An 11,662-nucleotide genomic window follows, 5' to 3' on the forward strand; every position below is an offset into this window, starting at 1 on the left:
GACCGTCAGACTTTTTCCTGCCATTTCAGGTCGCCGATCTGAACGTTTAACCATTCAAAGCCAATGCGGCGCGCAACTGCAGCGGCACCATCCAGACTTTTAAATTCCCGTTCACCTTTAGAACGTTGCAGATTCAGTGTCAACACTTCGTTCTGCTTGGTAATAAATTTCAGCGACCATCCACGCGCCATTGATACTGGCGCCGCCTGACAAGATTCAAAAACACCTGCCTTAAAAAGAAGCTTTATTTCTCTTTCTTGCATTGTCTTTATACCTTTGTGATTAATCAAAATTTCATTAAGTTAAGTATATATCTTATTATGAATTATTGATAATAAATAAAGATATTTTTAAGGATGTAACTCGTTGTTTTTTAAGGGATAAAAAAATATTTTATTAGGTTATTTTTTATGGAAGGGGATTTCTTGTAACTCTTTGTAATTTAAAGAGTTTATTTTTATTGGGCTTACACATTATTATTTATTAAATATTGCTTGTTTATAGGTTTTGATAATCAATAGATAATATTTGGTGTATCAAAATATAATTTTGATGATTAGTTTTATATTTATTGATGTTAGGGCGCCCTGATAGTTGTGAAAACGGCGTATGTTGAGTTTTTGATTGTCGGGATGTGATTTAGCAACGATGTGCAGGGGGGCTATGACGCTGCGGAATGGTATGGAAGTCGCGAGAGAATGCTAAAAAGGGATAAATGTAATTCTGCGAAGGGAAGTCGCAAGCTAAAATCCGGCGACTAACAGTCGCAACTATTTAGCTGCGACTAGGTTAACACAAGGTGAAGGGAGGGTTAGTCTAATCGGTCGGCAATCATTGCTTCTATTGTTGCTAGCTGTACTTGCAGTGCAGCCAGGCTGCTATCAGAATCGTCGATGACCGGAGATATGTTGATCATATCCAGTAAATCAATCAGAAAGGCCTGTTCATTCATTTTGCGAAGCTGTTCAGGCGTCCAGTGTTTTATTATTTGCGTCATGATTTACCTCACTTACCAGTAGCTGCCCGGGTCTGAGCCCGACAGTTTTATTACGAAGTACGGCGTTCCTCAGAGGGCTCGTACTTCATTAAGTTATGGGTCAGATAAGCTGGTTTTGCAAATTTGTTAAAAGCAGTCTTGCATCAGTTTTCGGAACAGATATTGAGTTATATCAATATTCACTAATACAAATGGGCGTACCATGAACTCAATGATTAATAGAGCTGATTGGGGTGATCGTATGTTTGGTATTGATCCTTATGTTTTTGAAACTTTATGGCCAAGTTTGCTGGGCATTGCTGGGATGTCATCAGTGATGATCTGGGGCTTCTTTAAAGTTCGTAAACTTATTAACGAAGACGTTAAAAAGTAGTTGAGTTTCACTTCTGCGGTTTTACAGAGACCGTCGTATAAACGCCGTATCTGAGTCATCAGTTACGGCGTTTCTGTTTCTATAAGTTGTTCAATTCCTGTCGTTGTCAGCATGAGTGCTGACGCAAATTGATTCCAATTCACCGTTACCTTCTGGCAGACTTAAACTTTAGTATGAATCTGAGTTTATCAGGGATTACTTAGTTGCGTCGGAATGATAGGAATCAGTATGCAAAGGCCTGAACCAAAAGTACGTGTTGATGATGACTACTATAGTGCCTGGTCACCGGGACTGGATGCTGAGTTACCTAAAGACTTACTGGATCAGGAAACTATTTTTTTGCCTGAGCATACTGATAGCAATTTCAGGGATGTAATGGAGTGGGTCGATCAGACTGGTATGGCTGCTGGGGACCTGGTTGCATTTCGGCCTGCTCGTTTAGCATTGCATGAACTGATTGTTCGGGTAACTGCTGATTTACAGGTAATGGAAGGTGAGACTGAAGCTGCATTAGGGATTAATTTTCGCATTATCGTCACGGATATATTTGAACATTTTATTCAACCGAAATTACCTGATATTTGCAATCAGTTCGAAACGTTGCAGCGCAGTATAGAGCAAAGTGTTAAAGGCATTTTAACTGAGCAGTTAACGGCTTCACCAGTGCAAGCGGAGCAGCAAAAATCTGGCTGGCGCCGCTGGTTACCCTGGTTAGCGGTTAAGCCCAAAACCCCACCCGTCAGACCGATAGCTGAGTCCGCACTCGAACGTGATTACCGGGTAGTGAATGGGTTTAAGCTAGCAGGCCTTGCCAGCCAGAATGATTTGACCCGGGCGGTATATCGGAGTCTGTATCAGGTATTAGGTGCTGTTGCCGGAAGGCGTGGGTATTTGGGGGCTGATCTGAATAGTCTTAGTCTGTTAGTGACCCGGCATGTCATGAACAGTTATGGCAGCCGGTGCATGGGAGAATGGATTGTTCCCTGTATTGAAGCTGCTGTGCAAACCCGGGGCTACCTGAAAGTAGAAAAAGTTACTGAGCCTCTGTTAATTAGCCTTAAAGGAGCATCGGCTGCCGGTAAAAGTTCTTTGCGTCCTATGCTGCAGAAAATTTTACGGACCCGGGGGATAAAACCCGGGAGCTATGCGACAGTCAGCCCGGATATCTGGCGACGCTTATTATTGGATTATGAAACCTTAGGTCAGGCGTATAAATATGCGGGCCGTTTCACCAGTAGTGAAGTAAATGTGGTTGATGCTAAGTTCGATCATTATGTTCGGCGCCAGGCAGATGAACAGGCATCTATTTCTCATTTGTTGGTAGACAGGTTTCGGTTCGACAGCTTTTCAAGTGAGAAGGTCTCAAAAATTTTGCATGATACCTATGCAAAGTATGTTCATACCCTACAAATGTATTTTGTTGTCACACCACCTGAAGCTACTGTTGAGCGGGGTTGGGAAAGGGGACTGCAGCGCGGACGTTATAAGGCCGTAGAAGATTTTCTCGGTCATAGTGTTGAAGCTTATGTGGGCATGCCAAAAATTTTCTGTAAATGGCTGGCCTATGATCGCCCGTTGTTCAGCTACGAGTTTTTGGATAACAGTGTTCCTAAAGGGGAGTTTCCGTTACTTATAGCCAAAGGTACGCAGAAAAGTATGTGTATATACCGGCCTTTGGGTCTGGTGAATATTCAGCGATACCAGAAGATAAATATCTACGCGACCAGACCTGAGGATGTCTATCCGGCAAATGTCGAATTGGATGTGGAGCATAACAGTCAGTTTTTACTGGAATGCTTGCGGCGAATTCCTAAGGTAACTCTTATTGATCCTGAGTCCGACACTGCTTATCTGGAGTGCCATCAAAATGAATCGCGAATCTTGGATGAGCCGTTGTATCAGCAATGCCTTGAAGACCAGGAACTGGCGGCTGTTCTTAACGTTATCAGGATGCGTTGAAGTAAAAAATAGTGTGCTTAGTGTGATCGGTTATGAGATATAGCTAAATCTTTCTTGATTTAATAATGCAAATTATTATCATTGCGATTTTATTACGTTCTTGGAAACGCAGATGAGTATTGGATTATTTTACGGCACCACTACAGGCAACACGGGTGATATCGCCGTTAAGGTTAAAGAACATCTGGACGATGTTGATTTATTTGATGTGAAAGACACGCCTGTAAGTGTTATTGCGGATTATGATCAGCTTATCTTTGCTGTTCCAACCTGGGACTACGGTGAAGTTCAGGAAGACTGGCTGGAAATCTGGGATGAGGTGGATAACCTGGACTTCACTGGCAAAACCGTCGCATTTATTGGTTTAGGCGATCAGTACGGTTATGCCGAATGGTTTGTAGATGCTATAGGTATGCTGCACGACAAGGTTGTTGCTCGCGGTGCTGAAGCTGTTGGTTACTGGCCAGTTGAAGGCTATGAGTTTGATGAATCAAAAGCCTTAACCAAAGATAAGAAGTTCTTTATTGGTCTGGCACTGGATGAAGACTGTCAGCGTGAACAGACCGATGAGCGAGTTGAAGCCTGGTGTGGTCAGGTAATGGTTGAGTTTCTCTGATTACTTTTAACGCTTATTTACTTCGTATCATTGTGTAAATACTTAGGATCGGCGAAAATGACGGCCAAATTTCAACCAGAGCCATTTCTTTTGGCCGTCATGAATTCTGATTCTACTTATGTCCAGTTCTGCTATTGCTAAAGAAGTCGATACCCGGCGTACCTTCGCTATCATTTCTCACCCTGATGCCGCCCAGCCTTTCAACGCTTAAAACCACCTTTCATTGCACACCACAATCACATCTCTACGTACTGAATTTAAAGGCTTTTTGTCTTTTTCTCGTTTCTTTGCTTTTCAATGATGTTCAAGCGTAACCTCGGAAAGTGTGTACAAACTTGAGTACAAATTCCGTTTTAGAGGCCTTTGGCGAAATTTCCATGACACAAATCTGGCTGTAGGCCTTGCTGTTACTGGTTTTGATGAAGAAAGTACCTCCTGCTTTTGGCACTTTGGTTTCGACATTACAAAAGCGGAATAAATGCGATCATCTCTAGTTTTTTGTTTATAAGCTTATGAATTTAAAGGGTTCGTCATTGTGGTTTTTGGTGTGTCATCGTTGCGAGTGTACAAACAGTGTGTACAAATTTTTCTCGTTAGGCGTGTTGATTGCTATTCATGACACAAACCGCCTTGTAGCCCTTGTTATTCATAGGTTTGAGCTGAAAAGTACCTAATAGCAACATTTGTGTTTTGATAAGGCTGATCTTCTGAACAAATCATGCATCTTTCTGACCATCAACAAGTGATGAATCAGGCGATGATAGCTTTACATTGATTTTCAGGAGAATGCAGATGACAGCAGTAGCTCACCAAGTAACCCCTTTTCTAACGTCTTACGAAGTGATGGCTCGTTACCACATTAGCTATACGACGCTTTGGCGAAGAATAAAAGATGGCAGCTTGCCGCAACCTCGTATCAACCGAAATACACGAAACAAGCTGTGGCACATTGAAGACCTAGAAGAGTATGAGAAGAAAGAGGACTGAGCCTCTTTCTTTTATTTTATTGTCCGAAACGCCAGTTGAATGGAAAGCCTGTCGGCTCGATGATGGTCTCTAGCTGTTGATACCAAACGTCGTAAGCATGACGCATTTCATCCAGGTACTGATATTGGTTGTAGATAGCATCCAACCCTTTTTTGCTGTGGCCAATCATCAACTCGGCAACTTCTTGCGTCGTGATGGCAGACATTCGCGTTCGCATCGTTCTGCGAAGATCATGCATAGACCAGTGTTCCATCTCAATACCGAGCGATCTGCGAGCCCAGATTTTCACATTGTTAGGAATAGTGGTATCAAAGCCATTTGTGGCAAGCTCTTCTTGTCCGTTCGCGGGAAACAAGTAAGTTGATTTGCTCATCTGCATCGCCAGTTCAATCAGCTCGATAGCAGGCCTAATCAATGGCCGCATGATCGGCGCTCCAATTTTCACACCTTGTTTGCGGATCTCTATGGGCACTGTCCACATTGCAGATTGCAAGTCAAAGTGATGCTTTTCAGCTTGAATGAGTTCGCCCTTGCGACCGCCCAATAGCAGAAGCAGTTTTATGTAGATGCGGTTCTTCTCAGTGATTTTTGACTCGTGCAAATAGCGCCAAAGTATCCTGATCTCGTTGTCATTTAGCACCCGAGTTCGTTTGCCTTTCTTGCCGCCGACTTTCTTTGCTGTGATCCCTGCGGCAGCGTTAATTTCCAAAATTTGTTCATCAATCAGCCAGTCATAAAACTTATGCAGCACAGACACTAGGCGCTCTGTGTTCGAAGGGGACGACTCCGAAACCTCACGAAGACAGTTTCGCAAGGACAATTCATTGATGTCAGTTAATGGGTACTTGCCAAGTCGGGGCAGCAAATATATTTCACTGCTTCGTTTTTGGTAGTGCCACGTTTTCTCCTTTAACCCTTGCTTACCGGCAGAGTCTATCCAGTCTCGAAAAATCGATTCGAAGCTTTGGTTGGCAGAATACTTGGCCCGTTCCTGCTGTAGGTAGAGCTTGGGGTTTCTGCCCTGATCAAGTACCGCCCTTAACCTATCCAGCTCATTCCTAGCTTCAGCAAGCTTCATAAGTGGGTAAGTACCTATGTCTACCCGCTGTTGCTTGCCATCAAACCGATAACGAAACTGAAAAACAATTTTGCCCTTGGGCGATACCCGAGCACTTAGCCCATCTCGGTCGGCTTTTACTACGGTTTCTTTTGCTTCTTTATTTAACCTGGCATCGAGCCAGCTAACTGATAACGCCATGTTATAAGCCCAGCCCTAGTTTTGATTTTAATGATTGTTTACGTGATTCTGCTTTGGGTTCTGGCGCTGTACTCACAGAAGTAATTTCAACTTCTGGAGCATGGCCATCCACCGGTGCAGATGACGTGGATAGATTGGGTTGGCTCATGTGAATTAATCCAAAGGTAGCCAGCATCCGCAGACGCTCAGCACGTTCCCGTGGCGGCGTCTTTTCCAATTCTTTGAGTAGTTCTGGGTGGCTCCCTGGGGGAATGTTGACGACAACTCTCATGATCATGCCCCATAAAACCAGAAGCCTCGGACGTTCGCCAAAACAGACTGTTCCGGCACGATGATCTTGCTTCGTGAAAAAATCTCCTTGGCCGCTTCCTTATAAGCCAAGGCTCCACCTCCCGCGATCAATACCAAGTCCGCATTGATGCTTTCGTCACGCATGGATTGGCGCATGGCTGTAAGAGCAACAGGCGCTACCTTTTTCATGGCAGCATTCAGATAAGGTGAAATATCGACTTTTTCTCCAAATAGCAGGACCTGCAAGTCGCCTGTTCTCATGGCTTTTTCAAGTCGATCCATTCCTACTTTGGCACCGTGATCTTCTGAAATCAGCTTATCAATGGTTTCCAGTAGCACGGACATTGCCTGAAGGCTGGTTCCTGAAGAGCTGTATCGAATTTCTCCAGCCTCAAGGGCAACCCAGTCAACAGAAAAGAAGCCGGGGTCTATGACCACGACGCGACCTTCTTCAATCAAGCCCAAATCACCGCCTGTTTGAACCATATCCATATAGGCACCGGCAGGCTGCGGCAGTACTTTGACGTCATGAACGGTGATGCTGCGCTTAGGCGTCACTTGATGGACTCCTTTTAAACGCTTCACAAGGTCAGACTTACGTTGTGGTTCATGAAACTGGGAAACCGGTAATCCAGTGACAACCAAATCGATGGACTCAGTTTCAGCCATTAACAAGGCGGCATGAAAAAGCGCCTTATAGGTTTTTGTGGTGGGATATTCCGGGTGAAGCTCTCGTTCCCAGCCTTGAAGGCGTCCAGCAGGCACACCAGCGGCCCAACGCTCGTTATCGACCGACACATACAAACAAGTTTCATCATCGCCTCCACCGATACGCTCCGGCATACGATCCGCAGGACCGGCACCCGCAGGCAGAATAATGGTTTTTGGTTCACTGCCTGATTGGCCAATTGCCAGCTTCAGGTTCGAGTAACCGATATCTACGCCTAGTACAAACATACTTATCTCCTGTGCACTCAAAGTGCTCTAACGGTTTTCAATCAACCGCGCTGGTCACGCTTGGCCATGTCCAAGTGCTCTGGCGGTTCACTCAAATGTCATTATCAGGATTCGGTGCACTGGCGGTGGGCAGAAAGGTGACAAATCCTTTCATCTATCTGCCTATTGCATTTTCGCAAAAGTATGAGAATAGGCTCTGTTTGGCGGCGAATGACTGAGCCAAAAAAATCGAGACGCCAAACGATCGTTTGCATTCTGGGTTGAACTCGCCAAACGGTTTGTAACTTCATGGCGATACGTCTTTTCAGGCATTTTTAAGTGAAATCGGGCTGTATCCCTTGTCAGATATGGGATTGCGCGAGTTGATTTATATCGAGACGCCAAATAGTGATTGTAACGGCAGTTTTACGTTTGGCGTTTCGATCCAAAAGCCAAACGGATAGTGGTTTTGGCTTTTGGGGTTAATTGGATGGGGAAATTGGTTTGGTAGAATTCGTCAATGAACAATGGAAAGCAGAGGTATCAGATTTACTTCAGCAAGAAACGGACAGGCTAAAAGCGCTGGCACGAGCTGAAGTTGATGACTTTTGGGTTGCCCATTACAAGGTTCGAGAGAATGCGCCCTTTAAAGACTGGGGGCTGCTTGGTGTCCGTATCAGAGACTTTAAGTATGGCTTTGGCATAGAGTGGTACATCAACAGTTTTCACGGTCAACGAGGCAAGCGCGTTGTCTTTAGCAAGGGACTGCGTATTTCAAAGACGAAGCTGAGATACGCATTTTTAGATTGCCAAGGTTTGGCCAAAGAATGGGAGTTAGCGCTGGCCATGGAGAAAGAAGAATTCTTCAGTGATATTCGACGCCAAGTTTATAAGCTCAACATGCTGCGTCGAAGGGTCAATGCATATTGAGGTATTTGATTTTCTAAAGCAGCCAAGAAACAGAAATGGCGTATATGATCTCCTTAAAAATCAAGGAGACTATTCTCTCCTGTTGTATAGTTGCTTGAATTTAGGTTTAACAGGAAGAGTTATGGCAAGGAACAAAAAAAATAATCGATATAGTTATGTGCAAAAGCAGGCAGAACACACAAAATTTTACAACAAAAACTTCAATAAAACTTCGAGTTTTAGCTCTGTATTCAGCGGGTCACATTTCAAAAATACATCTCTGGTTGGTGCAAAGTTCAAATATTGCAATCTTAATAATGTGAGTTTTGAAAACTGTTTTTTACAGGGAACTCATTTTAAAAAGTGTACACATGACGGCCTTAAGTTTGAAAGATGCATATTGATTTCAACTTCCTTTGAGCGTATGCAGTTACATGGTGTCGAATTTGTTGATTGTTATATTTTAAGTACTAATACTCATGCATGTAAGCAGTTTCAAAACAGCAAGGTATATAACAGTTTTCCTGATGGTGCTCAGTATCCTTCTGATTTAATGAGTATTGTTGATGTTTTGAGAGAAAATTCTTGTATAAGAAAATCCGGGGTGCTTCATAGGAAGGGCGGCAAAGTAAATACAATTGCACTGGATTTTTTGCTTGATGAATTCGGAGTTAACTACCTAATCAATAACTTAGCTAAGCTAAACACACTAGAGTCCGATTTCTATACATTGAGTTATATTTCGGCATTCTTGCGGAGGGTTGGAAATCCTGATAGCTTAGACATTACCCGGCCCACAGCAACATAGAAAATACCTACGATAACGGACGGATACCAGTCTACGGACCGATGCGGGTTGAAAGTTGAAGTCGTTAAAACGTTAGTGGAGGTGATGCCTATGGTGTTGGATTTTATGACAGTGACAGCATTTTTTGTTCTTTGTGCCTATAAACTTTTAGTAAAGCTCCTTTCTATGTCTAGCTGTGTGGTTAATTTACATTTATTTCATTACTTCACTCGCGGTAACTGGTCCCAGCGTGTTGTATAAGCGGGAGATAAATGCTCTCGCTTCATCGACCAATCTTTCTTGAGTCCTTGTCCTGCAAAGAAAACCTTTCCGGCACCGCTTTGGTTAATGGTGTCCAATACAGACATTAACTGTTGGCTATTAGAGCGGGTCGATACGTCATCGAATAGTCCTGGTTGAAACATGCCTGGATCGTAAAAGTCAGACAGCATGACGCCCGCTTTGGCATAACGAAAACCATCCTTCCATATCCGCTTGAGTAAGTGACTGGCCAGCTCGATAAAATCCCGCGTGTCGCAACTGGGTATCAACAACTCGCCCGATGCGGAGTTGCTGTATTGCGGCTCGTTGTCCTTAAAGGGGCTGGTACGTATAAACACGGTCATCACTTTGGCTTGCTGCTGTTCTTTGCGTAGCTTCTCAGTGGCGCGGGTTGCGTATTCACATACGGCCTCACGTAACAATTCAAATTGCGTTACTTTTGCGCCAAATGAACGGCTACAGATGATTTGCTTCTTAGTTGGCGGGATCTCTTCAAGTTCAATGCACGACTCACCATTGAGCTCTCTGACGGTTCTTTCTAAAACCACCGAAAACTGGTCTCTGATGGCTCTAGGAGAGGCATTGGCTAGGTCTAAGGCTGTGGTGACACCCAACGCATTTAAACGCTTAGAAAGCCGTCTACCAACGCCCCAAACATCATCAACCGGGACTAATGCGAGCAATCGACGTTGCCGATCTGGATTGGTCAGGTCTACAACGCCCTGAGTGGCTGGATACTTTTTGGCGGCATGGTTTGCCAGTTTGGCGAGTGTTTTTGTCGGTGCAATGCCTACACAGACGGTGATCCCAATCCAGTGGCCTATGCGCTCTCGCACTTGTTGTCCGAACTCGACAAGAGATATGGCAGACTCAATACCGGTTAAGTCCAAAAACGCTTCGTCAATGGAGTAAACCTCTACTCGTGGTGCCATCTCCTCCAAAGTGCGCATCACTCGACTGCTTAAATCCGCATACAGCGCATAGTTAGACGAGAATGCCAAAATGCCATGGCGCTGCATTTCAGATTTGATCTGAAAGACGGGTACGCCCATTTTAATACCGAGTAACTTAGCTTCACGTGACCGTGCAACCACGCAGCCGTCGTTATTGGACAGCACCACAACCGGCGTATATTTTAAATCAGGACGAAACAGCTTCTCACAACTGGCGTAAAAGTTGTTGCAGTCCACCAAAGCAAACACAGGCATGGGATAGTCACGACTTACGGCGCATGTTTCTCACCACATTGGTAACTACGCCAAATATCTCTAACTCTGTCCCTTCAGGAATATGGATGGGCTCATACGCTTGGTTTCTTGGGATCAGCTTGACGTACGGCCTGAGTTGAAGCTCCTTTACCGTGAGTTCACCATGGATACCAGCGATGACAATGTCACTGTGTTCTGCTTGGACAGAGCGATCAACCACCAAAATATCATCTGGGTGAATCCCGGCATCAATCATTGAATCACCTTCAACACGCACAAAGAACGTTGCAGCCGGTCGCTTGATGCACAGCTCGTTGAGGTCGAGCGTTTGCTCAACATAATCCTGCGCTGGTGAGGGAAAACCAGCAGAAACACGTTCCATGAACAATGGAATACGAAGGCGCTTGGCTTTGATGAAGGCAAGTGCGCCGCTACGGCCTATCAGCGAGACACTCATGACGAACCTCGAAAAATCATAATTAACACTGTTTGTTTATACAGTATCTAATGCTATGCTGATTTCTACAAGTAAAATTGTAGGTAAAGCAGTGGTTGTTCGAGTAAGACGCTGTGTCATGGGTGATTTCTTTTTTTGTGTTGAAAAACTAGATGTGGGTTTGCTCGCCCTCGTCAAAGCCTGCAAGGCTTGGACAATACTGCTTCTGCCTACTGCTCTTGTTTCTGTTACTGATCCTGTTACTGCTACTGGTTAACGCATGGGTCGAGTAACCGTCAGACAAGGCTTGTTGAACCCTTCGCAAAGGGTTTCAAAACAGTTAGTAAAATTCTGCTTCGTATTGAATTTACTGGCTTAAAGCGAAGTCAGGAGCACCATAAAAATGCTCAGTCGAACTCAGTTCAAGCCTTTTGCAACCGTTTGAAAAGGAGTTGGCTAAACCATACCTAAAGGGTATCGGTAAGGGTTACCTAAACGGTTTAGCTAAGACTTTCTGAAAGGATTAACCAAAGCCTTCATACATGGGTCACCCAGTAGAAAGATTAAAAAAACGCTGAGGTATCCAAGGTGCATTTTGTACAACCTGTGGCACAGTGAAATAA

The 11,662-nt window shown here is 44.3% G+C and carries 14 protein-coding genes; 7 read left to right on the forward strand and 7 right to left on the reverse strand.

Features of this window, described 5'->3' with window-relative positions:
- Window positions 1-5 precede the first annotated feature (5 nt).
- Together OCU49_RS03415 and OCU49_RS03420 are read right to left on the reverse strand one after the other, a co-directional pair.
- A complete protein-coding gene (locus OCU49_RS03415) occupies window positions 6-263 on the reverse strand; it encodes a hypothetical protein (protein ID WP_261843631.1) in 258 nt (85 codons plus the stop codon).
- Window positions 264-811: 548 nt separating this feature from the next.
- Window positions 812-997: a hypothetical protein gene (locus tag OCU49_RS03420; protein WP_261843632.1), complete on the reverse strand. Its 186-nt coding sequence runs from the start codon at window positions 995-997 to the stop codon at window positions 812-814.
- A gap of 211 nt (window positions 998-1,208) precedes the next feature.
- On the opposite strand from OCU49_RS03420, the gene OCU49_RS03425 reads away from it, so the two are divergent.
- The 4 genes from OCU49_RS03425 (at window position 1,209) to OCU49_RS03440 (ending at window position 4,932) form a co-directional block, all read left to right on the forward strand.
- On the forward strand, window positions 1,209-1,370 hold the full coding sequence (locus tag OCU49_RS03425) for a hypothetical protein (RefSeq protein ID WP_261843633.1): 162 nt from the start codon (window positions 1,209-1,211) through the stop codon (window positions 1,368-1,370).
- A 228-nt stretch (window positions 1,371-1,598) separates the two neighbouring features.
- On the forward strand, window positions 1,599-3,329 hold the full coding sequence (locus tag OCU49_RS03430) for a DEAD/DEAH box helicase family protein (protein WP_261843634.1): 1,731 nt from the start codon (window positions 1,599-1,601) through the stop codon (window positions 3,327-3,329).
- 112 nt (window positions 3,330-3,441) lie between these two features.
- Window positions 3,442-3,945, forward strand: coding sequence for a flavodoxin FldB (gene fldB, locus OCU49_RS03435; RefSeq protein ID WP_261843635.1), 504 nt, complete (start codon window positions 3,442-3,444; stop codon window positions 3,943-3,945).
- 792 nt (window positions 3,946-4,737) lie between these two features.
- Window positions 4,738-4,932: a helix-turn-helix transcriptional regulator gene (locus OCU49_RS03440; protein ID WP_000127614.1), complete on the forward strand. Its 195-nt coding sequence runs from the start codon at window positions 4,738-4,740 to the stop codon at window positions 4,930-4,932.
- Between the two features lie 16 nt (window positions 4,933-4,948).
- On the opposite strand, the gene OCU49_RS03445 is transcribed toward OCU49_RS03440, so the two are convergent.
- The 3 genes from OCU49_RS03445 to OCU49_RS03455 are packed head-to-tail and all read right to left on the reverse strand — an operon-like array spanning window position 4,949 to window position 7,438.
- Window positions 4,949-6,190, reverse strand: coding sequence for a tyrosine-type recombinase/integrase (locus OCU49_RS03445; RefSeq protein WP_172567283.1), 1,242 nt, complete (start codon window positions 6,188-6,190; stop codon window positions 4,949-4,951).
- A gap of 1 nt (window position 6,191) precedes the next feature.
- A complete protein-coding gene (locus OCU49_RS03450; RefSeq protein ID WP_261843636.1) occupies window positions 6,192-6,467 on the reverse strand; it encodes a hypothetical protein in 276 nt (91 codons plus the stop codon).
- Window positions 6,464-7,438 (reverse strand): ParM/StbA family protein, encoded by a 975-nt coding sequence (locus OCU49_RS03455; RefSeq protein WP_172567282.1) that lies wholly within the window; start codon window positions 7,436-7,438, stop codon window positions 6,464-6,466. Before OCU49_RS03455 ends, OCU49_RS03450 begins: the two co-directional genes overlap by 4 nt.
- Window positions 7,439-7,903: 465 nt before the next feature.
- Here OCU49_RS03455 and mobI point away from each other — a divergent pair, with 465 nt between their 5' ends.
- Together mobI and OCU49_RS03465 are read left to right on the forward strand one after the other, a co-directional pair.
- Window positions 7,904-8,347: a conjugative transfer protein MobI(A/C) gene (mobI, locus tag OCU49_RS03460; protein ID WP_261843637.1), complete on the forward strand. Its 444-nt coding sequence runs from the start codon at window positions 7,904-7,906 to the stop codon at window positions 8,345-8,347.
- Window positions 8,337-9,134 (forward strand): pentapeptide repeat-containing protein, encoded by a 798-nt coding sequence (locus tag OCU49_RS03465; protein WP_261843638.1) that lies wholly within the window; start codon window positions 8,337-8,339, stop codon window positions 9,132-9,134. Before mobI ends, OCU49_RS03465 begins: the two co-directional genes overlap by 11 nt.
- A 200-nt stretch (window positions 9,135-9,334) precedes the next feature.
- Here the strand turns inward: OCU49_RS03465 and umuC are convergent, their stop codons facing one another.
- The gene (gene umuC / locus OCU49_RS03470; protein WP_272885318.1) at window positions 9,335-10,603 is read right to left on the reverse strand and encodes a translesion error-prone DNA polymerase V subunit UmuC; all 1,269 of its coding nucleotides are present in this window, start codon (window positions 10,601-10,603) and stop codon (window positions 9,335-9,337) included.
- 7 nt (window positions 10,604-10,610) lie between these two features.
- Window positions 10,611-11,060 (reverse strand): translesion error-prone DNA polymerase V autoproteolytic subunit, encoded by a 450-nt coding sequence (umuD, locus tag OCU49_RS03475; RefSeq protein WP_261843639.1) that lies wholly within the window; start codon window positions 11,058-11,060, stop codon window positions 10,611-10,613.
- A gap of 55 nt (window positions 11,061-11,115) precedes the next feature.
- Between umuD and OCU49_RS03480 the strand changes: the two genes are divergently transcribed.
- Window positions 11,116-11,316 (forward strand): hypothetical protein, encoded by a 201-nt coding sequence (locus OCU49_RS03480; RefSeq protein ID WP_261843640.1) that lies wholly within the window; start codon window positions 11,116-11,118, stop codon window positions 11,314-11,316.
- The last annotated feature ends 346 nt before the right edge of the window (window positions 11,317-11,662 follow it).

It is taken from the genome of Aliamphritea ceti, from assembly GCF_024347215.1.
Taxonomy (GTDB): domain Bacteria; phylum Pseudomonadota; class Gammaproteobacteria; order Pseudomonadales; family Balneatricaceae; genus Amphritea; species Amphritea ceti.